This window comes from Candidatus Borreliella tachyglossi (assembly GCF_003076595.1).
In the GTDB taxonomy this organism is placed as follows: Bacteria; Spirochaetota; Spirochaetia; order Borreliales; family Borreliaceae; genus Borrelia; species Borrelia tachyglossi.
Genome location: NZ_CP025785.1, coordinates 204150 through 228602 on the forward strand (window position 1 = coordinate 204150; position 24453 = coordinate 228602).

General features: G+C 29.6%; 22 protein-coding genes and 4 tRNA genes. 20 read left to right on the forward strand and 6 right to left on the reverse strand.

Translation table 11 applies throughout. The features are described 5' to 3' along the window. Positions 1-1524, reverse strand: coding sequence for a UDP-N-acetylmuramoyl-L-alanyl-D-glutamate--2,6-diaminopimelate ligase (locus CR532_RS01010; protein ID WP_108728990.1), 1524 nt, complete (start codon positions 1522-1524; stop codon positions 1-3). 217 nt (positions 1525-1741) lie between these two features. Between CR532_RS01010 and CR532_RS01015 the strand changes: the two genes are divergently transcribed. From CR532_RS01015 to CR532_RS01040, 6 genes are all read left to right on the forward strand, one after another. Continuing rightward, positions 1742-1814, forward strand: a tRNA-Cys gene (locus CR532_RS01015). Between the two features lie 74 nt (positions 1815-1888). Next, positions 1889-3130 carry a hemolysin family protein gene (locus tag CR532_RS01020; RefSeq protein ID WP_108728991.1) on the forward strand — a complete coding sequence of 414 codons (1242 nt, stop codon included), beginning with the start codon at positions 1889-1891 and terminating at the stop codon, positions 3128-3130. A gap of 2 nt (positions 3131-3132) precedes the next feature. Beyond that, positions 3133-3342, forward strand: a complete 210-nt coding sequence (locus tag CR532_RS01025) for a hypothetical protein (RefSeq protein ID WP_108728992.1) — start codon at positions 3133-3135, stop codon at positions 3340-3342. Positions 3343-3358: 16 nt separating this feature from the next. After that, on the forward strand, positions 3359-4288 hold the full coding sequence (gene hflK, locus CR532_RS01030; protein ID WP_108728993.1) for an FtsH protease activity modulator HflK: 930 nt from the start codon (positions 3359-3361) through the stop codon (positions 4286-4288). Then, positions 4289-5260 (forward strand): protease modulator HflC, encoded by a 972-nt coding sequence (hflC, locus tag CR532_RS01035; RefSeq protein ID WP_108728994.1) that lies wholly within the window; start codon positions 4289-4291, stop codon positions 5258-5260. It abuts the gene before it with no gap. Positions 5261-5369: 109 nt separating this feature from the next. Continuing rightward, positions 5370-5768 (forward strand): hypothetical protein, encoded by a 399-nt coding sequence (locus CR532_RS01040; protein WP_108728995.1) that lies wholly within the window; start codon positions 5370-5372, stop codon positions 5766-5768. A 17-nt stretch (positions 5769-5785) separates the two neighbouring features. Here the strand turns inward: CR532_RS01040 and CR532_RS01045 are convergent, their stop codons facing one another. Next, positions 5786-6625: an HAD-IIB family hydrolase gene (locus CR532_RS01045; protein ID WP_159076628.1), complete on the reverse strand. Its 840-nt coding sequence runs from the start codon at positions 6623-6625 to the stop codon at positions 5786-5788. 138 nt (positions 6626-6763) lie between these two features. On the opposite strand from CR532_RS01045, the gene CR532_RS01050 reads away from it, so the two are divergent. The 3 genes from CR532_RS01050 (at position 6764) to CR532_RS01060 (ending at position 8586) form a co-directional block, all read left to right on the forward strand. Beyond that, positions 6764-6836, forward strand: a tRNA-Phe gene (locus tag CR532_RS01050). Between the two features lie 94 nt (positions 6837-6930). After that, positions 6931-7005: transfer RNA gene (locus tag CR532_RS01055), tRNA-Phe, on the forward strand. A 36-nt stretch (positions 7006-7041) separates the two neighbouring features. Continuing rightward, positions 7042-8586 (forward strand): hypothetical protein, encoded by a 1545-nt coding sequence (locus tag CR532_RS01060; RefSeq protein ID WP_108728997.1) that lies wholly within the window; start codon positions 7042-7044, stop codon positions 8584-8586. Here the strand turns inward: CR532_RS01060 and rsmD are convergent. Continuing rightward, positions 8583-9140: a 16S rRNA (guanine(966)-N(2))-methyltransferase RsmD gene (rsmD, locus tag CR532_RS01065; protein ID WP_108728998.1), complete on the reverse strand. Its 558-nt coding sequence runs from the start codon at positions 9138-9140 to the stop codon at positions 8583-8585. The two genes, CR532_RS01060 and rsmD, sit on opposite strands and share 4 nt — an antisense overlap. Positions 9141-9226: 86 nt before the next feature. Between rsmD and CR532_RS01070 the strand changes: the two genes are divergently transcribed. The 7 genes from CR532_RS01070 to CR532_RS01100 all read left to right on the forward strand — a co-directional run bounded on the left by CR532_RS01070 (position 9227) and on the right by CR532_RS01100 (position 18132). Next, positions 9227-10057, forward strand: a complete 831-nt coding sequence (locus CR532_RS01070; protein ID WP_108728999.1) for a sugar phosphate nucleotidyltransferase — start codon at positions 9227-9229, stop codon at positions 10055-10057. Then, positions 10058-11770, forward strand: a complete 1713-nt coding sequence (locus CR532_RS01075; RefSeq protein WP_108729000.1) for a BB_0208 family protein — start codon at positions 10058-10060, stop codon at positions 11768-11770. 49 nt (positions 11771-11819) lie between these two features. Further along, entirely contained in the window at positions 11820-12698 is an 879-nt protein-coding gene (locus CR532_RS01080; RefSeq protein ID WP_108729605.1) for a tetratricopeptide repeat protein, read from the forward strand. Next, positions 12691-15063, forward strand: coding sequence for a tetratricopeptide repeat protein (locus CR532_RS01085; RefSeq protein WP_108729001.1), 2373 nt, complete (start codon positions 12691-12693; stop codon positions 15061-15063). The genes CR532_RS01080 and CR532_RS01085 overlap by 8 nt, the downstream gene beginning before the upstream one ends. After that, positions 15060-16901 (forward strand): DNA mismatch repair endonuclease MutL, encoded by a 1842-nt coding sequence (gene mutL / locus CR532_RS01090; RefSeq protein WP_108729002.1) that lies wholly within the window; start codon positions 15060-15062, stop codon positions 16899-16901. Before CR532_RS01085 ends, mutL begins: the two co-directional genes overlap by 4 nt. 20 nt (positions 16902-16921) lie before the next feature. Beyond that, a complete protein-coding gene (locus tag CR532_RS01095; RefSeq protein WP_108729003.1) occupies positions 16922-17968 on the forward strand; it encodes a coiled-coil domain-containing protein in 1047 nt (348 codons plus the stop codon). A 90-nt stretch (positions 17969-18058) separates the two neighbouring features. Next, positions 18059-18132: transfer RNA gene (locus CR532_RS01100), tRNA-Ile, on the forward strand. A gap of 2 nt (positions 18133-18134) precedes the next feature. Here the strand turns inward: CR532_RS01100 and CR532_RS01105 are convergent. Both CR532_RS01105 and efp read right to left on the reverse strand, forming a co-directional pair. After that, positions 18135-18770, reverse strand: a complete 636-nt coding sequence (locus tag CR532_RS01105) for a hypothetical protein (RefSeq protein WP_108729004.1) — start codon at positions 18768-18770, stop codon at positions 18135-18137. Further along, positions 18767-19345 carry an elongation factor P gene (efp, locus tag CR532_RS01110; RefSeq protein WP_108729005.1) on the reverse strand — a complete coding sequence of 193 codons (579 nt, stop codon included), beginning with the start codon at positions 19343-19345 and terminating at the stop codon, positions 18767-18769. Before efp ends, CR532_RS01105 begins: the two co-directional genes overlap by 4 nt. Before the next feature lie 118 nt (positions 19346-19463). Here efp and CR532_RS01115 point away from each other — a divergent pair, with 118 nt between their 5' ends. From CR532_RS01115 to pstB, 4 genes are all read left to right on the forward strand, one after another. Continuing rightward, positions 19464-20321: a substrate-binding domain-containing protein gene (locus CR532_RS01115; RefSeq protein ID WP_199911291.1), complete on the forward strand. Its 858-nt coding sequence runs from the start codon at positions 19464-19466 to the stop codon at positions 20319-20321. Between the two features lie 78 nt (positions 20322-20399). Next, a complete protein-coding gene (gene pstC, locus CR532_RS01120; RefSeq protein WP_108729007.1) occupies positions 20400-21308 on the forward strand; it encodes a phosphate ABC transporter permease subunit PstC in 909 nt (302 codons plus the stop codon). 104 nt (positions 21309-21412) lie between these two features. After that, positions 21413-22846 carry a phosphate ABC transporter permease PstA gene (gene pstA / locus CR532_RS01125; protein ID WP_234416433.1) on the forward strand — a complete coding sequence of 478 codons (1434 nt, stop codon included), beginning with the start codon at positions 21413-21415 and terminating at the stop codon, positions 22844-22846. Then, positions 22847-23611, forward strand: coding sequence for a phosphate ABC transporter ATP-binding protein PstB (gene pstB / locus CR532_RS01130; protein ID WP_108729009.1), 765 nt, complete (start codon positions 22847-22849; stop codon positions 23609-23611). Here the strand turns inward: pstB and CR532_RS01135 are convergent, their stop codons facing one another. Next, positions 23612-24433 carry a ZIP family metal transporter gene (locus CR532_RS01135; RefSeq protein ID WP_108729010.1) on the reverse strand — a complete coding sequence of 274 codons (822 nt, stop codon included), beginning with the start codon at positions 24431-24433 and terminating at the stop codon, positions 23612-23614. Positions 24434-24453: the final 20 nt, after the last annotated feature.

Sequence of the window (24453 nt, forward strand, 5' to 3'; positions counted from 1 at the left end):
TTAACTCCTATTTTTTAAGCTTAAAATAATATCTTCAAGGACAGCTTTTTCATCCCAAAAAATACTTCTATCTTTATATATTATTGAACTTTCATGCCCCTTTCCAAGAGTAACCACCAAATCATCAGAGTGTGCAATATTTATTGCTTTTTCAATCGCACTCTTCCTATCAGGAATGAAAAATAGATCTTCATTTAATGTTTTTCCTGAAATTCCTTCTGCAATGTCTTTAATTATTTGCATGCTATCCTCACCTCTTGGATCCTCATCACAAAGTATTATTATATCTGAATACCTATTCGCAATCTCTCCTTGCCATCTTCTCTTAGAAACATCTCTTTCTCCAGCAGACCCAAAAACAGCAATTAACCTATTCCTTGAAAGTCGCCTAAACATAGGAAAAAGCTTACGAAAAGACCCAGGTGTGTGAGCATAATCAATTATGATCGAAAAATTCTGACCAAAATTAATATCTTGCATTCGCCCGTAAAGACTTTCAATATCCACAAACTTATCAATAAGTTCTCTAATACCAATGCTCGTCATTTGACTAACAACAATTAAAGCCGCCATAACATTTTCAACATTAAAACTACCAGTCAAATTAACTTTAGCATAATATTTAATACCCCTATAATAAAATTCAAACTCAGTATGAGCCGTTTGTTCATTAATCTTACTTACAAAAAAATCGGCACTTTTATCCTTTAAACTATATGTATAAGCTCTATCAATAGCATGTAAAAAGACAGAAGAATTCTTGTCATCAATATTAATAACACCAAAACCATTATTAGCATCAGTTGAATAGAAGAGGTTAAGTTTAGCATCCAAGTAATTTTGAACCGTACCATGAAATTCAAGATGCTCATGACTAATATTAGTTAAAACAGCAACATAGTATCTAAGATCAATGAGTCTTGCTGTTCTAGCATCAAGACCATGAGATGTTGATTCAACAATAGCATACTGAACATTATTATCTACCATTTTACTAAGCAATAAGTGAATTTCTGTTGATTCTGGAGTTGACTGCCTGTACGGATTTTTAATTAGATTCCCGCTACCATCGTCAAAGAACACAGTAGAAATAAAGCCAACCTTAACACCACCCACAGATTTTAAAAGGGTATAGATATAGAAACAAACAGAACTCTTACCGTCAGTTCCTGTAACTCCAATAATCTTAATCTTTTCTGAAGGCTTATTATAAAAAATATTAGAAAAATTTGACATGAATCTTCTTATGTTACAAGCATCAACTTTAATATATGTCACATTAGGATCATAAAAATCAAGATTATCAGTATGAATAATCACATTGCTACCCTTCTGAATTGCTGACTTAATAAATCTTTGACCCTCAAAATGGAGTCCCGGAAGAGCAAAAAATACAAAACTAGATAAAATACATCGTGAATCATATGCAAGTCCCAATATTTCTACATCACAAGATCCTCTAATTTCCTTTACTATACTCTTATCTAACTTAAACAAAATATTACTAAGTTTTTTCCTATTCATATCTCTAAATTGTACAAAACTAACTTTTATTTTTGTAGAAATTATTATTTAATATTTATTTACTCTCTTTTTTAATTTAAAATCTAGTTTCTTAGAAATTATTATTAAATATTCTTTTCAGGCCGCAACTCTTGCTAAAAATGCTATATATAAGACTTACAAATATTGTTTACAATTCAATCATTTTTTAATAAACTAACTAATGTTTAGTTAATGTGGCGCTGTACCCAAGTGGCTAAGGGAGAAGTCTGCAAAACTTTGATTCGCCGGTTCGATTCCGGTCAGCGCCTTAACATTAAGTAAAGCTAATGCTATTTCTTTTAACAAAAGGGCATATGTTTTACAGATAAACTAAAAAATAACTATGTTAGAGTTAATAATAATAGCAATATTTATAATACTCTCAGCAATTTTTTCCGCATCAGAGACAGCTTATACTTCATTAAGCTTAATTCAACTTCAAGATATAAAGAAAAAAGGAAAACTTGGAGTAGTTGTATACCACTTATCCCAAAATCCATCAAAACTTGTCACAACCATTCTTATTGGAAACAATATCGCTAATATAGCAGCCAGTGCCCTTACAACAAAATTTGTTCTTGATAAATACGGAAACAATGCACTTGCTTTATCAACGGGAATCGTAACAATAGTAGTACTTATATTTGCTGAGATATTTCCTAAGCAAATAGCAATTCTAAATAATGAAAGCATAGCTTTATCAACTTCAATATTACTAAAGACATTGACAATCATATTTACACCCGTAATATATGTTATTAATGGAATAGTTAGAATTCTACTAAGTTTATCTAAAATAAAAACAAGTCAAAAAATGACCAAAGACAGCATAAGAAATATGTTATCTTTGGCTGAAAATTTAGGAATCTTAGAAAACGATGACAGAATATTCATGCAAAAAATGTTAAATATAGGCGAGGTTAGAGCATCTGAAGTTATGACTCACCGGACAGAAGTATTCTCACTCTCAAGCACATCAAAGCTAAAAGATAAAATTAAATTAATTAAAAAAGAAGGATACTCCAGAATTCCTGTATACAAGGGTCAAAACCGAGAACAAATAATAGGAATTTTAATAGCTAAAGACCTAATTGAAATAAACAGAAAAGAACTTGATAAAAGCATTATTAAATTTGTAAAACCCGCTGTTTTTGTACAGCAAAACAAAAGGATAAAAGATATACTAGACATTATGAGACAAAGGCAAAAAATAATGGCTATTGTTATTGACGAGTACGGAGGATTTTCAGGCATACTTACAATAGAAGATATAATAGAGAAAATCTTTGGCGCAATATTTGATGAATATGACTTAGAAGAAGAAAAGCAATTTATTATTAAAAAAGATGAAAATACGTATCTAATACTCGGAGAAACCACATTTGATGAGATTGAAGAAACAGTTGGAATAAAAATTCAACACGAAGATTACATAAATACAATTGGAGGATACATAATGGATTTACTTGATAAAATACCCAAAGGTGGTGAACAAGTTAACACAGAACATGGCGAATATTTAATAGAGGAAGTTCAGAATCACAAAATAAGAAAAATAACCTTTAAAAAGCTTGAAAAGGAGTAAAAATGAATAAACATATTCAGACTATGATTCTTTGCTTTTCAAAACCCAAGCTAAATACAAAGTGTCTTTTCAGAAAAATAACAATATTCGCCTCAATTAAACAAAAATTTAACAAGACTAATTCTTACTTTAATATTAAAAACCTCACTCTTGATTTTATACTAAAACCCAAGGAAGATAAATCTAGAATTCTTTTAGGCATAATAAAATGATAAAAAGGAAGGAAAAATGGTTAACATTTTAAAATTTTTCAATAAAACATATGAATATGCAATAATCCTAATTGTACTAGTAATAGTAACAATAATAATCATTTCAAATGTTTTTATAGTTGGTCCATCTGACGAGGCACTTGTTCTTCGTCTCGGCAAACTCAATAGAACACTTGAATCGGGAATACATATAAAAATTCCATTAATTGAAGAAAAATTCATTGTACCAGTGAAGATAGTACAAGAAGTTAAATTTGGGTTTAATACAAACAACGGCGGAAGAATTAATTCAGGTGAAGATGAGGGGACAATTATTACTGGAGATTTAAACGTAATTAATGTTGAGTGGCTAGTACAATACAAAATAAGTGACCCCTATTCTTTCATGTTCAAAGTACAAGATCCAGAAGAAACTATAAAGGATATTGCAAAATCATCAATGAACAGGTTAATTGGTGATAATACTATCTTTGAGATAATTAATGATAATAGAGTTGGTGTTACAGAAGGTGTCAAAACCTCTATGAATGAAATTATTCAAACATATAACTTAGGAATCGATATCGTGCAAGTACAGATCAGAAATGCCATGCCACCTAAGGGGAAAGTTTATGAGGCATTTGAAGATGTTAACATTGCAATCCAAGATAAAAATAAGTTTATCAATGAAGGAAAGAAAGAATTCAATCAGATAGTCCCAAAAATTAGGGGAGAAGCACTTAAAGTGATAGAAGAAGCTAAGGGATATAAAGAAAGCAGAATCAATAGTGCATTAGCTGAGACTGAAATTTTTAACGCAATTTTAAACGCATACATTAAAAACCCAGAAATTACAAGAGAAAGAATCTACAACGAGGCAATGAAGGAAATCCTTGAGAGTAAAGATAATATTGAAATAATTGATAAGAACTTAAAAAACTTCTTACCATTTAAGGAGGTAAAATAAATGAATCATATAATCAAATTTTTCTTATCTATTGCTAAGATCTTAGCCTTCACATTAATATTTGGATTAATATCAATATCTATAATGGAACCAATCTATATCCTAAAAGAAAATGAAATTTCAATCACCACAAGACTTGGAAAAATCGAAAGGACTGAAAACACAGCGGGTCTTAAATACAAAATTCCATTTATTGAACAAGCACAAATATTTCCCAAAATCATAATTAGATGGGATGGCGTACCTCAAAGAATTCCAACAGGCGGAGAAGAGAAGCAATTAATCTGGATAGACACTACTGCTAGATGGAAAATTGCAGACATCAATAAATTCTATACAGCAATCAAAACAATGGACAGAGCTTACATAAGAATTGATGCAGCTATTGAACCCGCTGTTAGAGGTGTCATTGCTAAGTACCCTTTGCTTGAAATGGTTAGAAGCTCAAATGACCCAATTCAACGTCTATCTGGCGGGATCTTGACACCACAAGAAGCTAAAAATAACACAACCTATCAGATTACAAAAGGTCGAAAAATCATTGAAACCGAAATAATTGAAGTTGCAAATAAAAACACAAAAGATATTGGAATTGAAATTGTCGATGTTCTTATTAGAAAAATTAGTTATGACCCAAGTTTAATTGATTCCGTACACAATAGAATGATTTCAGAAAGACAACAAATTGCAGAAGAACAAAGAAGTATAGGTATTGCTGAGAAAACAGAAATTCTTGGTAGCATTGAAAAAGAAAAGTTAAAGCTATTAAGTGAGGCAAAAGCTGACGCGGCTAAGATTAAAGCTGAAGGCGATAGTGAAGCCGCAAAAATTTATTCAAATGCTTATGGAAAGAATGTTGAATTTTACAGATTCTGGCAAGCACTAGAGAGTTACAAGACAGCACTTAAAGATAAACGGAAAATATTCTCAACAGATATGGATTTCTTCAGGTACCTTCATAACAGGAAATAAAAACAAAAAATGTAAGGGCACTTACTATAAAAATTAACAAAAACCTATTTAAAAAAATATTAAATACACAAACATTTAAAAAGAAACTCACTAAACAGGAGCAAACATAATGCATGTTTATAAAAATAAACGAATGATTAAATACTTAATGAGCATTTCACTTGCTATTCTAGTAATACTATCGATACTTCTCTTCTTTAATATAACGACAATAAACGCTCCACAAACTCTCAATAGTAGAGTCAAAAAATTATTCCTAACAAGGATAGCACACAAGAAAGGAAAAAGTGCAAATGATTACTCAATAGAAAGCTTTTACTCAATATTTAAAGACACTCAAGGCAATGAGATCGCCAAAGATGATAAGCTCTTTAGTGAAAAAGTTGCAAAAGTTGATGCATTAATTACTTACTATTATAAAGCTGACACTATAAACACTAATATGCACTCAGCCTTTGTAAGCTATGATGTAAAGAGAAATGAAATAAAATTTATCCACTCTGAATAACAATTCTAAAAATAAAATTATTTAAAGTTACTCAATATATACTTCAACACAGCATCATTATAATGATAATCTATTATCTCACAAGCCTTACTCTTAAGCTCATCGATACCATTTTGGGGCGTAACTTTATGAATTTCATTTTCGTTAAAAACAGAAATATCATTATCAGAATCTCCAAAATAAATAATATCTTTGTAAGAGATAGATAAATAATTGGCCAAAAATTTAATGCCATTGATTTTCTCAGCATGAATACTTTGAACTTCAATAACACTTATTTTGTCATCAAATTCTATTCGTGCATACTTAGAAATCTTAAGTTCAGGATAATTTTCCATACTCAAATAAATCTCGTCAATCTCTTCTCGGAAACCAATAATAGTAGCAGATAGCGCACTATATACAGAGATATCATTTAATTTATTTATTTTAATAATATTCGTATAGCATAAAGCTTGCTTCAACGTAATATACCAATGTTCTAAGAAATTATTAACACCATCATAAACAGTAAAAACCTCTCCATCATGTATTACTTTAAAAAATACAGAAAAGTTTCTTTCCTTAAAATAAGAATAAACACTTCCAAGATAATCCCACTCTATATCCTCCACATAAAGAGGCTCTTTCTGATCAATAGCTGCAACATAAGCACCATCATGACTAATTAAAGGAATTTTAAAATCAAATCCTCTTAATGGTGATCTCATAAGATAAAAATCTCTACCTGTTGCAACTGTAAAGTTAAAGTCTTCTCGTTTTAAGAGTTCTTTTAAATTATACTTAGAAAAATCTGACAAAGCTCCTTTTCTATCAAATAATGTACCATCCAAATCCGTAATAAAAATCTTATTCAAATCAATTTCCTCTATAAAACCTATACAAACTTAAGTATACAACTTTAAATACAAAAAATAGTAGCTAATATCTGTAAACATTATCATTGACAAAAAAAACTGTTTATGGAAAAATTATATTGCTACAAAGTAAAATAAGCCGCTGTAGCTCAGTTGGTAGAGCATAGGACTGAAAATCCTTGTGTCAGGAGTTCGATTCTCCTCGGCGGCATTTGATAAATATTTTGTTTATGTAGCGTACCCTAAATTTAAAGAGATTAAGAATGCACTTGAAGTCTCCACTGTTAAGAAGATATATAATTAAATGTTGCTGTAGTTCAGTTGGTAGATTATAGGACTGAAAATCCTTGTGTCAGGAGTTCGATTCTCTTCGGAAAGAATAATTAATATTTTATTTAACTTTAAGAGGGCTCAAAGTGATTCTCAAGGAAATAAAAAAGATAGAAGACTTAACCGAAAGGGATATTATTTTCTCCAATATTGGAAATTTGTCTAAGTTAAGTGTCAAAGTTAATGAAAAGATAATTAAAGCTTTAAATAAAGGAAATGTTTCATATATACCTGTCATAAATAATCATGAAAATATTCCACATGAAGAGCTAATAAATACAATTAATGAAGAACTTCTAAACAATGAAATAAATTCTTTAAAAGAAGATCTAGCAAAAGCCTTAAAAGATATATATCAACCATTTTCAGAAAAAGATAAAATATTTACAGTTACTGGAAGAAAAACATTAATCAATTTAAATACACTAATGGAAGAAGAGCCTGATACCATTTACTTTAAAGAAATAATTGAGGGTAGTTTTAAGATTTTACCCACACATAAAATAATATCTATTCAAAAGCTACTACTAGAAATATATAATTATTTCGATTTCCAAAAAATTAGAAATAAAGAAACTCTTTACGACACTAACACCATCCAAAAACTACATTTGCACTCACTGAGAAGAGATTATGAATTTCTTAGAGGAAAAGTAAAAACAGAAGGCGATTCCATATTGCTACATGCAATTGACACCGCAATCTACTTTTTAATAACGATTGCACATTTAAATAAAGAAAGAGCGACAAAAGATGCTCCTCGCTCAACATCTAAGTTTTTTATTGACAAAGGTCACTACACAGAATTCACAGAATTCTTCTATGATACTGACATTATCCTGCAAGCCGCACTTGGGGTACTACTGCACCCAATCGGGCTCATGCATATTACAATATTACAAGACATAAGAGACAAGATTAGTCTTAAAGGTAAAGATATAGAAGAAAAACATAAGATTAAAATAGAAAAATTAGAGAAAAGTATTAATGTTTCTAAAAATCTATTCAAAATGAGAGAAGATATTTCTGCTATTACCAAAATGATAATAAACGACCAAAAAAACTATCTTAATATAAAAAACCATTCAGATACAAAAGTGAAAAAATTTACTCATGAACTCATTAGAATATTTTGTATAATAGATACTTATGATGAAATGGTCAATCCGATCATAATAAAAGAACCTGTTAATGCCTTAGAGACTATCAAATTTTTAACCAAAAACAGTGGAAAATACTATTGGGATAAAGAAAATCCAAGTGAACACTTAAAAAACAAAAAATTTGATATAGAAATATTAAAACAATTCCTAAAAGTACTTGCACCATTTGACTATGGAGAAATACTAAATGCATACTCAAAAGATAGCAATGAACTGTTATTTAAAGCGGTCGTTTTCGAATACAAAATAGGTATTACTCCTATTTTATCCTTAATAAAAAGCAAAGATAAAACCTATAAGGTTGGAGACATACTAATAAACCTTGAATCCAAAGAAATCACTATCAAAGGATCCAATGGAGAAGTCAAGAGAAACCCATTAAAAAATATTGACAGATTTGAATTAAGGCGTCATATAGAAGAACTTAGAAGTTATGAATTTGAACTTTTTGCCTCTGCTAAAGATTAGTCTCTATTATACACACAGGACTTAACCTTGAAAAAATCCAGTCTTGAACCCCCATATCTTCTAAGATCATATTTAAAGAGTCTTGAAATATTTTCACTCAAATTTTCCTTAAAAGGACAATGAATAATAACTTTTACGCACTTTTTTAAATTTTCATTTTCTGAGACTAATTTAAGCAAATTTTCTTTAAAAGGATAATTAAAAGGTGGATCAAGATAAATAAAGTCATAACAAAGATCACTCTTTTTAAGAAAAAATTCAGCCTTTGTGAAAAAAATTTTATAAGATTCACTCACAAACTCAAAATTCCTAATCAAAGCATTTCTAGAAGCCTTATTGCAATCAACAAGATGCGCAAGATTAGCTCCCCTACTTAGAGCCTCAAGAGACATTATCCCTGTACCTGCGAACACATCAAGAAAACTTGAACCTACAATCTGATCAAAAAGAATAGAAAAAAATGCTTCTCTAACAACAGCCATCACAGGACGTACACTGCCAGTCCTAGTAAAAGCAACCCTTCGTCCCTTATACTTACCTGCACTTATATGCATAAGGCTCAATTTTAAATCATTTTAAAATAATATTAAATATTTAAAACACAAATTTTGATATAATTTTGTTTTAAGAGAGACAAAATATGAAAGGTATTATCTTAGCAGCTGGATATGGAACAAGATTCTTACCCATAACAAAAACCATTCCAAAGGAAATGCTACCAATTCTAAACAGACCATCAATTGATTATATTATTGAAGAATTTATTATCTCTGGAATAAAAGAAATACTAATAATAACCTCAAGAAGAAAGGAAGCTTTGGATAATTATTTTGACAGAGACGTTGAACTAGAGGCCATATTTACAAAAGAATGCCGACAAGATCTGCTAGAAAAAGTTAAGCTTAAAGATATTAATATCAGTTTTATAAGGCAAAATGAAATGCTGGGAACAGGTCATGCCTTACTTCACGCAAAGCCCTGGATAGGCGCTGAGAATACAATAGTTGCATATCCTGATGATTTACATATTGGAGATCCGCCATTAACAGTGCAATTAATAGAACTACATAAAAAAACTGGAAAAAATATATTATCCGTTCTTGAAAATCCTAAGAACATCAACAGATATGGCGTAATAGAACTAGATATAGACAATACTCATGTCAAAGACATTACAGAGAAACCAGAGATTGGAAAAGAACCAAGCAATAAAGCATCTATTGGCAGATTTTTATATACTTATGAATTTTTTAAATACTTAGAAGAGGGATTTAAATTACATAAGCAAGGAGAATACCACCATATTTACGCCTTAAAAAAACTGATGTCTGAACGCAAAGTATTATACAAAACAATAGAAGGCGAAAGACTTGACACAGGTGATATAGAAGGTTACCTAGAAGCAATAATAAAAATTGCAAAAAGAGATGAAAAATTATTACAAATAATCAAAGATTCAATTAGAGGTTAAATGAAAATAGTAACAAAACATCAAGAGTTTTACGATTCTCTGCTCATATTAAAAAGGTATATAAACAAAAATATAGAAGAAAAAATGTTAAGATATAATATCTCATCAAAGCTTTATAAACTAAGTGAAGAAGAAATTAAAACCCTTATAAAAATAAGTAAAGATTATGAGCTCCAAAAAAATCAAATAAAAATAACACTTGAAGAATATTATTATGAAGCAACTCAACACGAAAAAATTAAAAACTGGATACTAGAAATAATTAGAGAAAAAAATTTATTACAAGTAAAAAAAGAGACTAATTTCATTAGTAAAAGACTTGGAATAACATATAAAATAAAATCTACCAACTTTCTAAAATTAATTGATATACAAAACAATCTTAAATACACTAGAGATAAAAAAGAACTATATAAACAGCTAATATTAAATTTTTCTAGCAACTTAAAAATAGAAAATCTAGACCCAACAATAGATATATTATTAGCTGTAAGGAATAGAAATAAGGAAGAAATTAAAAACATACTAAAACATACCCAATCATTTCAAAGACTCTTCAAATCAAGTTTAACAAAAAAAGAAAGTAGAATAATTAAGATTAAAAAATTGCTTATTTTAATATACTGGCCAGTAGGGTGTCTATCTAGATCACTTTTTAATAAAATTCTAACCAAAAATTACAGATACATAATAGATGAAGTCCTCACCTTAAAGTATGATGAGATTCTAAGATACATCTGTACAATAAAAAATTTAAGCCTTAATGAAATTTTTTATAAAGGATCAAATAAAAACATTAATTTTAACTACTTTTTCAACGACTTTACAAAATACACCCCAAAATATTTTCAAAATACCCTAAAGGCTTATCTGTCTTCATTTATGAAAATTGCAACAAAAGAATATCTACAATGGTTTTTTAAAGATAAAGTACCAAATGAATGGGAAAATTTCATCTTTGCAATTGAATACATTGCAAAGCACATGCTACTAAACTTAAATGACAAAATAGAAGATATCATTATCTCAAAATTTAAAGCAGAAGAATTCTTTGCATCTTTTGAAAAAACGAATTTTAACCCATATGAAAGTTCGAACATATTTCAAAACAGATACATAAGAGGGGTATTCCTGCAAAATGTGCTTAATTATATAAAAGACAACACAGAAAAAATAGATACTTATGGATGGATTGCATTTTACATTTATGCAGATGCAGATGCTAAGGCCGAATTCTCAGAAGACATAAAAGAATTTTTTAAGAGCAAAAATTTTGAAATTCAAAACCAAATACTTGTATATTTTCTCTCCTTTTACCCAAAAATCGATAAACGACATTTTGAATTCATATCAGAGGTAATACTTTACCTTGATGAGAGTAAAATTACCATACCTAAAGAAATCATAAAAATGCAAAAAACAAGCTCAAACGACTTAAACTACTGTTGCTCATATATTTTCATTAAGTCATTAATTTTGAGAGCAAGAGTACTTAAAATCCTACACAACAATATCAAACCAGATCTAATGCTAAAACTAGAAGAATTTATAGATGTATCATTACTACCTGCCATATGCTATATTGCTTATTACTCTAATCCAGATAGATTAAAAGAAGATAAAGCAATATCCCCCAAGCAAAAAGAAGACATACTGAAATTCATTACATTTTTAACTAAAGATCAAAATAAATTTATTTCACAAACACTGTGAAATATAGCAATATTTACTCTAAAGTAATAAAATGTTAATAATAAAAGATATGAAAACAAATTTATTACTGTTTAAAAATTTAATAATCTTTACCTTATTTTTAGTTCTATTATTTAATTCAAATTTAATATATTCTCAAAGATTAATAAGAATTGGTCAAGAAGAGATAAAAATCAAAAACTATTCAAAGGCAATAAAAACCCTCAGTGAGGCTATTCAGAAATATCCAAAGGTACAAAACGGATATTACTTTTTAGCAATAGCTTATAGAGAAAATAACCAATTAACAGAATCAGAAGGTGCTCTGCTTGATGGAATTGCAATAGGAGGCGATATTGATTATAAGTTATATTTTGAACTTGGAAATATAATGTTTAAACGAGGTGAGGGGTATTATAATCTAGCAATCAAATATTATTCCAATTCAATTAAAAATATGCCCAATTACGACAAATCACTACTTAACAGAGCAAATTCTTACGTTGAACAGGGTAAAGTGAATTTTAAGGAAAAAGATTACAAGAGTGCTTGGGATTCATATACTATGGCAATCCATGATTATTCACAATTTATTACACTAAGATACGAGACTGATAAAAAAGATGATATTCTATATATGATTGATCTTTTACGAAATAAAAAGGCAGACCTTGAAGAGCTTGACAAAAGTCTTAAGACAAGAAGTAATCACATTCCTATAGAACAGAAAGGCAATGAAAAAACAAAAGATAACAAAGAGAAGAAAGACGATGAGGAGCATAAAGATCATCAAGATGAGAATAAAAACAACGAAGATCAAAAGGATAATAAAGAGCATGAAGATAAAAAAACAATGCTTAAAGAAGGGTTTGAAGATAATTTAAAAACAGATTCTTTAATTGAGCTAGAAAAAATTAATTGGCAAGAGGAGTTGAACATAGATGAATAAAGGAAGAAGCTTATCTATACTATTAATTTTAATATTTATACTTATTTCTTCATTTGTGGGTCTTGGTTACTTCATATATAAAGATCGATTAAACAAAAATAACCAAGAAATAATGTTAAACGAGGTAAAAAACAGTGTTATGGATAGAAACTATAAAAAAGCCTATTCAATAACAAAAATGCTAAAAGAAAATTATCCACAAAACGCAGATATTGCTATGCTTGAGTCTACTTTATCAGAACTTGCCAATAACAGTCCTTTTGAATCAAAAGATTTACAAAGAGACATTGCTAATCAAATATTAGATAAAATAAAAGGAAGAGAAAAATCAATACCTATTAACAATGAAAATTCTGAAATTGCTTTCAATAATAGATACATCAAAAACACTACAACAATAGAAAACTATGCTGATAGACAAAACGATTCTGGTATTGAAGACGCAGACATTCTAGAATTTAAGCAAAGTAAAGTACCTGAGAATCTAGGTTATAACAAAAATAAAATAGACAACAAACAAGAATCAAATTTAAATAACAATGAATCTATTAATAATCAAAAAAATTTATTTAACTTAAGAAAACTAAAAGATAACCTAACCAAAGAACTCAATAGTAGTGGAAACTCCCATGTAGACAATCAAAAAAAAGTGATAATGGAACACAAAAAAAATGAAGATAAACTCACAGAAAAGAATACAAATAATTCTAAGACAAAGGAAATCAAACAAATTGAAAGACCTAAAGAACAACCTACTACTTTAAAACTAAAACCGTCAGTCCAAATCAAACAAACAACTCCCAAAAATATTCCTTCTAAACCACAAGATCAAATCACTGGGAAAATAGAGAGACCTTATAGCTACTCTATAAAGAAAGAACTATATGAAATATTAGATAACATTAATACTGGGAATCCTTCTATTGGAAAAGCAAGACTTAATGAGATGATTAAAAAAGGATTAAGCGATAAATTCAATAAAGTAAATGCTTTGATTGACAGTTTAAAAAATCAAGAAGCCGCCCGACTCTTACTTAAACTAATAAAACAAAATGTTGAGTCTAAACTAGTTAGCATACAAAAAGCTCCTTTAAAAAAGGAGCTTTTTAAGCAAGATCAACCTAAGCAGGAAATCTCTCAGGTAAAAGATCATTCATTAGACAGTAAAATACAAACAAAGGATGTGTCCCAACCCGCTGTAAACCATTTTAGGCAAACTTCAACGGATTTAAAATCCCTTAAAATGCTAGCATTAGCTAATGAGGAAAAACAAGACTTACAAAAGGCTGAAGAAATTTATGAAGAAATTGCAAGCATGACAAAAACTGCAGAAGATTACTACAGAGTTGGAATAATTAAATTTAAACTTAAAAAACACGAAGAATCAATAAAAGCATTCAATGAGACAACATTACTTAATCCAAAGCACAAAAAGGCGTATACGAATAAAGGAACAGCTTTAATAATATTAAATAAACCCAAGGAAGCGGTTGAAGCGTTCCAAAAGGCAATTGCAATCGACCAAAATTATGATACTGCCTACTACAAAAAAGGAATAGCAGAGGAAAAAAATAATGATGATCAAAATGCTTTTTTAAGTTTTAAAAAAGCTCACGATATTACAAAAAATCCTCTCTACGCTCTAAAGACAGGAATTAGTGCAAACCATATTGGCGACTTTCAAAACGGTGAAAAATATTTAAATATGGCAAGCTCTCTGATAAAAGAAAAAATCGATATTATATTTTATAATCTATCAATATCAAAATTTGAGAACGATGACCTTACTGAAGCACTCAAGATCATCGACAAAGCTCTTAGTATAAATCCAGAAAAATCTGAATATCTATATTTAAAAGCATCCATTTGCCTGACTAAAGGAAACTACAATGATGCAATATTACTCTACAATACTGTAATCTTAAAAAATCCTGAAAATATTACAGCTCACATAAATTTAGCAAAAGCATATGAAAAGTTAGGAAACGAATTAAAAGCAATTGAAACCCTTGAAAAAATTAGCAATACAGATCATGTACTAGTATTAAACAATCTTGGAATACTTTATAAAACCCAAAAAAACTACCAAAAAGCAATAAATATTTTTCAAAAAGCAGAAAAAAACTTAAGCCTTGAAGCAAAATACAATCTTGCAACTACCTTTTTTGCTATCAAAGATAACAAAAGAGCAATGGAAAAATTCAAAGAATATATCAAACTAGATCCAAATAATCCAGAAGCTCTTCATGCACTAGGCATAATAGAGTATAATGAGAACGGCAATGATAAAGTACTTAAAGAATTGATCAAAAAATTTCCTAATTATGACAAAAATAAAACAATAATCAAGATAATAGGATCATGAATAAAATAAAATTTTTAGATAAAAGCTTAGTACAAAAAATAGCAGCAGGCGAAGCCATAGATAGGCCTTGTTCTATTTTAAGAGAATTACTTGACAACTCTATAGATTCTGGTGCAGATAAAATCGAAATTTTTCTTGAGGAAGGCGGCATTCGCAGAATATTAATAACGGATAATGGCAGTGGCATAAGCCAAGCAGACTTAAAGATATGCTATCTACCTCACACTACCTCAAAAATAAATGCAGAACAAGACCTTGAAAAAATAAAAACACTAGGATTTAGAGGTGAAGCTCTCTCAAGTATTGCCATTTGTTCGAACCTCGTAATAACCAGTTCAACTACAGGTGAAGAAAGCTATCAAATTGAAGTTGAAAATGGAATTGAAAAATATTTTAAAAAACAATCCCCAATAAATGGAACAATAGTAGATGTTACAAACCTATTTCACAACTTTCCAGCAAGAAAAAGATTCTTAAAAAAAGATTCCGTTGAAACAAAAATGTGTTTAAAAGTTTTTGAAGATAAAGCCGTTGCTCATCCTGAGATTGACTTCAAGCTAAGCATAAATAATGAACTGAGAAAAGTCTACTTCAAAGAAAGACTAATAGATAGAGTCCAAAGCGTGTATGGCGAGGTAATAGAAAACAACAAATTTGGGAAAATAGAGGCAGAATATGAACATGTCAAAATGAAAATATTTTTTGCCCCGCCCAATTTTTCAAGAAAAGACAGAAGAAACATAAAAATATTTGTCAACAAAAGACCTGTTGAAGAAAAAATCCTATCTGAGGCAATAATAGATGGCCATAGTAGAATATTAACCAATAGAAATTTTCCAATATGTTATCTGTTTCTAGAAATAGAACCTAAATACATTGATTTTAATATACATCCTCAAAAAAAAGAAGTAAGATTTTTTAACTTACCATTTCTACCAAAACAAATTTCAAACAACATTAATAGGTTCTTTGACAGAGAACAAAAAGATATTTTACAAGACTATCACAACATAATAATAAAAAGACAATTAACAAATGATATGCATCTATTACAACCCGAAATTGAATCACAAAACTCAGATTTTCAAGCTTACGAAATCACGCAAAATGAAGAATTAATCTTAGAAAAACCTCAAAGTAACCAAATAACAAACATAATAGAAGACAAGATAAAATTTGAAAGCCACAATTTAACTCAAAAAGATAAACCTTCATTTAAAACCTACATCCAAGATATTTTTCTCAAAACTTCCACAATGCTAAATGCAATCAACAAACCAAAAGAAGAAGAACCTAAATTTAGATATATAGGTCAAATATTTTCTGAATTTTTAATAGCAGAAAAGGATAACGAAGTTTATTTCATAGACCAACACGCACTGCATGAAAAAATCATATATAAGAGCCTTCAAACTACAAAAAAAACTATCCAAAACCTTTTAATACCAATTGAATTTGACGTAGATTGTGAAGATGCAAACAGAATACTAGAAAGCGAACTGGAAGAATATAAAAAAATAGATATTGTAGTTACAAAAATAAAAGAACAAAGTTACCAACTTGAATCAATTCCCAATATTTGTAATAAGTATGAAAATGTTATAATTAAATTTTTAAAAACAAGAAAGAGTAAAACAATTAATTCCCTAGAGGCTGATTTATACGCGAATCTCGCTTGCAGGCAGGCTATTAAGAGAAATGACATTATAAGCTCTGAATTCAGTAAATTTTTAATAAATGAACTTTTTAATCTAAACTTAAAATATTGTCCTCACGGAAGAAAAATTTACTATAAAATATCTAAATTTGATCTTGAAAAAAGTGTCGACAGAAAATAGAATAATCATAGAAGCTGTTTATGATAAAAGATCTTAAATCTAAAATTCAAAAATTAACCTTAGAGAAAGATAAAACCTTAGTTGAACTCGGGAAGATGCTTAAAAATAGCAATGTAATAGAACTTAAAAAATTGGCGTCTTACACCTCTTTAAAACTAATTGAAAAAGAACTATCTCAGCTTAAAGTAAACTTAACTAGATCAGAAGATAATGAAAATAAACTTAAAGAATTACACAAAAACCTTAAAGAATACACGATAAGTAAAAAAATTACTCTTAAAATATATAAATCCAAGCTTATAAGAATAGCTGAGGCAATCATAAACAACTACCCAAATAATCTGAAACCAATTCTAGAATACAAAATGAACTTTACTAAATCAATGCTTGAAAAGCATAAGTATAAAATTACGAAAACAATAGATAATGAAAAAATCGATTTCTTCAAAAAGTTGATCAAAAATATTAAGATCATGCTAAAGGCCATTATAAATAAAATATACATAGGTAAAGTAGCAAAAGAATTCGAGAAAAGAATATTAAAAGAATATTCATCCTCAGAAAATTTAGAAAAATTAGTCAATGAATTTGTAGAAAACACAGATCTAAATAAAGAACTTATTGAAGAATTTAGATTAATGAATGAAACTCATTCAAGCATCATAAAGATAAATAATGATATCAAAGAAACAAAAAATCAAAGCATAAAAGACAAAATTAATAACAAGCATAAGATAGAGAATGACATTAACCTTGTTCAAACAAATAAAGACGAGATTTTAAAAAGAATCGCCGAAGAATTTATTGAAATGTCAAAAACAGATAAGGGATTAAGCAAAATTGGCACAATTGGTTCATTGCTACAAACAATAGAAAATCTAAATCAACAAATATCAAAACTAAATGAAGATTTAATAAAAACAATCAAAATAGAAGAAATTGCAACAATTCAAGCCAAAATGCAACAACTCATAAAAAATAAAGAATCAATCGAGAATAAATTAAATGAATTAAATTCAAAAATAGGAATATTACAAAATGAGATTGACGAGCTTGACAATAAATAAAAAATAAATATAATGACTTAAAGTATGGGGAAATCCTAATTGAAATAGAAAATATTTAATCACTTTTTGGATTTCTGACTATCCTTTATGGGGCCCATAGCTCAGTTGGTTAGAGCACCCGACTCATAATCGGTAGGTCCCAGGTTCAAGTCCTGGTGGGCCCAAATTAATTTAATTTAAAGAACAGGTTGGAATTCTTTCCTATGTAATAAACTCCTATGTAAGTATCTAGGGTGTCTTCTAGTTGAACATCTAGCATGTCTTCAAGCTTCACTACCGAATCTGAAAAATTAATTTCATCTTTAGGAGTCTTAAGCAAATACACTTTATTACCACTAATCTCATTTAGCTTAATCATACCTCTAGAACCATACACACATTCATGAATCAAAGCCAATTCTTCCTTTGATAGATTCAAATTCATAACAATCTCTTTATTATATATTCTCATTCCAGAATCAAAAAGATGCACGTGTGCTACAAAATTTTCAAAAGTCTTATCAGCAATATTAAACATTAAATCCTTGCAATAAAGAATATCCTTGCCAAGAACAGAATCAATGAACGAAGATGTATATTTACCCTTAGCAACTTCAATAAATTCTTTACTATCTATGTTTTCAATAGCCAATTTAATTATATCTTTAGAATGCGTTACTCTAATAGCAAAATCAAAAGTCATAAAATAATCAAAACTATCCTTATAGAAGTAATAGTTAATAACATAATCAAGTTCCTTTATCTCAGGATAATTTATCTCACAAGAACACAGAACAATAAAGAATAATAATAAGTACTTCAGTCTTTAACTCTTTCGGCATATTCTTTTGTTTCAGAATTAATCAATATTTTATCTCCAACATTAATAAAAAGAGGTGCCTTTACTACAAAACCTGTATGAAGAGTAACATTTTTCATAGCATTAGTTACAGTATCTCCTTTTACAGCAACTTCAGCATCTACAACTTTAAATGCAATTTTTGGAGGTAATTTAATATCAATAACTTCATCACCCCACTTAATCAGAGGATAAACTTCTGCTTCTTGCACAAAGGGAATCTTATCCTCAAGATTTGAAATTTCCCTCAGGTTAACATTGAATTGCTCATAAGTTTCTAAATCCATAAAAATAAGATTATCACCCTCCCTATAGAGATATTGAGAGCTTACTTCTAAAACCTCAATTTCTTCTGCGGTATCCGCACCTTTCAAAGTTTCCTTAATAACAGACCTATTCTTAAGATTTTTAAGCTTCAATCTTACAATTGAACCCCCTCTGCCTGTTTTCGAAAATTCTCGTTCAAGAACAATATGTGGTATGCCTTTAAAAAGCAAAAAATGACCTTTTTCAATGTCTCCAGACTTAATTGTACCCATCTAATAACCTCATCAATTTCTAATGTGCATAATAATTTATATCAAAAAATCAAAATATTTACTATTCATTGACTTATCTAGAATTGATGATATTATAATAGGTATAAAAGGAGTTAATTTGATGAGAGCAATCAAGATAATATTTATTGTTTCATTAGTCTTTTTATTTAGCAATTGTACAATCAAAAGTAATGAAGATATTATTCCGATTGGCGGATCTACTACAGCCAGCTCTATTATGGATGAGTTAATTTTAAGATATCAAAAAATAAATGACAAAATTAAAGTAACTTATGATGCTCAAGGCAGTAGCGTTGGCATTAAAGGATTATTTGATGGTATTTACAAAATGGCAATCTCATCAAGAGATGCAACCGAGGAGGAACTCGCTAAGGGAGCAAAAATCACAGTAATCGCCCACGATGCTTTAATATTCATTACAAGTCCTGATGTTAGAATTACAAATATCACAGAACATGATTTGGCAAAGATACTTAATGGAAGTATCCAAAACTGGAAACAAATTGGTGGATCTGATGCCAGAATTAACTTCATAAACCGAGATTCATCATCCGGTTCCTATTCATCCGTTAAAGAACTCGTTCTTGAAAAAATACTAAAATCTCCTGAAGAAGCTCAATTTAGGCAGGATAGTATTGTGGTGAAATCTAATGGAGAAGTTATTGAGAAAGTAAGTCTTACACCAAATTCAATTGGCTATATTAGTTTTGGCTACGCAAGAGGGGCAATGGAAAAAGGTCTAGATACACTCTCAATAAACAGCATCTACCCTACAAAAGAAACAATCACACAGAATAAATATAATATAAAAAGAAGTCTGATAACAATTACAACCAGTATGTCCGAGAATAAAAATACACTTGACTTTATTGAATTTGTGCTAGGTCCAAATGGGCAAGATATTGTTGAAGAACAAGGATTCATAGGAATTACAAACACCACTAAACGTAACTAAAACGTGGTATTGACTAATAATGAAGTTAGGTAATAAACTTAGCAAGGTTAAAATTCTATAGAGGAATTCTTTGACAGAATGGAGTTAAATTTAAAAACAAAAAGAAATATTGTTAAATTAGTTTTCAATTGCTTCATTATTGCATCTGCAATAATTAGTGCTTTGTCAATATTATTATTAGTCTTCTTTATCGTGAGCAATGGAATAGCACCATTTTTACACAATAGAATTAAAATTTCTAATTTTTTATTTAGTATAAACTGGGATCCTACTAGTAACTTACAAAAATCTTATGGCATTTTATCTTTCATTATAAACTCAGTTTTAACAACATTTTTCTCTGTATTACTTGCATTACCAATCGGACTTGGATTTGCAATTTATTTGTTTGAAAAAGCTAAAGGAATTTATCAAAAAATACTACAAACTACAATAGAACTCTTAGCGGGAATTCCAAGCGTAGTATATGGATTTTTTGGAAGTACGTTTATAGCTACACTAATAAAGAATACTTTCAAGCGCGAAGATAACTTAGGATATAATCTAATAAGCTCCGTAATAGTGCTGAGCCTAATGATACTCCCAACAATAATTAGTGTCTCACACACATCGCTTAAAGCTGTCCCAAAATCATATAAACTAGCATCTGTTGCATTAGCTGCAACAGACTGGCAGACAATATATAAAGTAATGATTCCTTCCGCTGGAAGAGGAATCTTAGCAGGAGTAATATTGGCGATTGGAAGAGCTATTGGTGAAACAATAGCCGTTTTAATGGTTGGTGGTGGATCTCCTCTATTTATAAAAAATGTATTTTCACCTATTAGAACCCTAACAATAAACATCGCAATAGATATGGGGTATGCATCTGGCACCCACAGAGAAGCCTTATTCTCTACAGCTCTGGTATTGTTAGTATCAGTCATAATAACGACTTCGATTAAGCACTTTATTCTATCTTCATCTAGAAGGTTAAAAATAAAGTGAATACAGTTCAAATAAACAAACTGTTAAATAGTATCTCATTTTTCATAATAAAATTAATTGCTTATTCTTTAATAGCATTATTATCTTTTCTAATATCTTACATAATATATAATTCACTATTCTTTACTAGTAAAAAACAAACACTATTTTTAAATGAAACAAAACATTTTCTACCATTTGAATTTCAGGGGAAAAGAATAAAAATTGCCTTTATTATTAATAAGAGTATAAATATAGATGAACTTACTACTCAAGATATATACAATATCTACAACAATAAAATTTCACATTGGGGAAGCATATCAGATCAAGTGATTGATATAATCCCCGTTGCAAGTTTGAAATCAAATTTTTCTAGTAAAATTATACTCACAACTTTTATAAAGAATAATGAATTTAATAACAGATATATAAGAATTGAAAATTCAAATGAAGAGATAATAAACACTGTAAATAACACATCAGGCGCTATTGGCTACCTAACAAAAGAAGAACTTGCAAATTTAGATTTTAAAAAATATCCAGAGATTAAATCTCTAAAAATCAAATCAATGTCCATTTTAGTAGGCAAAAAAACACTGCAAAGAAGTGAAAATGAAATAATTAATACACTCAGTCTCAATAACATTGAACAGCTACTCATAGGCAAAAAAGATTGGAATGACTTAATATTTAAAAAAATTAAACCAAATATTATCAATTACTCAGATTACAACCTGAATGCAATAAAAGAAGTAGAAGACCAAGAGGGCACAATTGCAGTTGTGCCCTGGCATTCTTTCTATAAAAGTAATGCACCTTTTCTTAAATTATATTACATAAAAAAAAGCATGCCTTTAAACCTAAATTTCATATTATCTACCCCAAGAAATTCCGGTGCTTATGGAGGTATCTCTTACTTAATACTTAACACCTTCTATGTTATATTATTAACGGCAATAATCTCAATTTCAATAGGAATTGGAACAGGAATCATGCTTGCAGAATATACTTCAAACAAAATATTTTATAAAACAATATCTATGAGCGTTGACATTTTATCATCAATTCCTGCAATTATTTTTGGGCTCTTTGGGCTTATGCTTTTTGTTCCAATTTTTGGAATGGGCATACTTTCTGGAGCCATAACAAGTTCTTTGATGATACTGCCAATGATTATCAAAACAACTGAGGAAGCATTCAAATCAATTCCTAAATCATACAAATACGCTTCAGCTGCTCTGGGTGCAAATAAAACAGAAACTATAATTAAAATTTTATTGCCCTCTTCTATCCCAGGCATCTTAGTAGGAATCGTATTGGCGATAGGGCGTGCACTTGGTGAGACAGCTGTACTCCTTTTTACAATGGGAACAAATTTAGGCCTTGCAAGCACTCTAAATGAGCCTGCAAGAAGTTTAACTGTGCATTTATTATTATTATTTCAAGAAGGACATCTAGACAAAGGTTTTGGAACAGCATCTATACTTATAATAATGATACTTTTAATCAATTTAATATCAAAATTTCTAATCAATAAATTATATAGGATAAAATAAATGAGTCAAGATAAAGCAATCATTAAAACAGAAAACCTAAATTTGTTTTATACAGATTTTAAAGCATTAAATAACATCAATATATCTATCTTAAGAAATAGTATCACAGCCTTAATAGGTCCATCGGGTTGTGGAAAATCAACATTCCTTAGGACACTTAATAGAATGAATGATCTTGTGGAAGGCGTTAAAATAGAAGGAAAAGTAATATATGAAGGAAAGAGCATTTACTCAAATAATTTTGATGTTCTTGAGCTTAGAAGAAGAATTGGAATGGTTTTTCAAACCCCCAATCCCTTCTTAATGTCGGTTTATGACAACATAAGCTATGGTCCTAAAATTCATGGAATTAAAGACAAAAAAAAGCTCGATGAAGTAGTTGAGAAATCTCTAATAAAATCTGCACTCTGGAATGAAGTTAAAGATAAACTTAATAGAAATGCCTTAAGTCTTTCAGGAGGGCAACAACAAAGACTTTGCATTGCAAGAACGCTTGCAATTGAACCAAATGTAATATTAATGGACGAACCCACTTCCGCTCTTGACCCAATCTCAACAGGGAAAATCGAAGAGTTAATAATCAATTTAAAAGAAAGCTATACGATTATTATCGTAACTCATAATATGCAACAAGCTGGACGAATATCTGATAGAACTGCATTCTTCCTTAACGGATATATTGAAGAAGAAAGCCCAACAGATGAACTATTCTTCAATCCTAAAAATATTAAGACCGAAGAATATATCACTGGAAAATTTGGTTAATTAACCTAAAGAAACATCAAGGAACATCATTAAAGTAAATCCAATAACTCCAAATATGGTTGGAACCTTATTGTCCATATCTTTCCTCTTAGATTCAGGTATTAATTGCTCAATTGACACATAAATCATTGCTCCTGCAGAGAAAGATAACGCAAAGGGTAAAATTCTAGTAAAAGTATAAACTGCATAAGCTCCTAGAATTCCTCCAAAAATTTCTACCAAACCTGACATCTGCCCATAATTAAAACATTTCCATAAAGGAACATTCCCTCTTCTTAAAGGCAAAGAAATAGCCGCACCTTCTGGCATATTTTGAATACCAATTCCTAATGTAAGCACCATAGCTCCAACCAAAGTATGAATATCAGGAGAAGACGCTAGAGCGCCAAAAGCAACACCAACAGCAAGCCCTTCCGGAAAATTATGTAAAGTAACAGCCGTAAAGAGCAAGAAATCCTTTTTTCCATGCTTTGTTAAATCTTCATCAATAAATGTAAGCTTATCAAGATCTGGTACAAATACATCCACAATATATATAAAAAATGCCCCCAAAAGAAATCCAAAAACTGCTGGTACCCATGTAACATACCCAAGCTCTTCTGCGATCTGTATTGCTGGCTGAATAAGTGAAAAAAAACTAGCAGCAATCATAATCCCTGCTGAAAATCCAAGCATAGCATCCATTATCTTATTATTTACCCTTCTGAAAAAAAAGACTGCTGCCGCTCCAAAAGCTGTAGTAAGCCATGTAAAAGTAGAACCTAAAAATCCTAAAAAAACAGGGTGCATAGTCACTAAAGAATCCCCCAAATGTTGAAACATAAATTATCCTCCTAAATTTA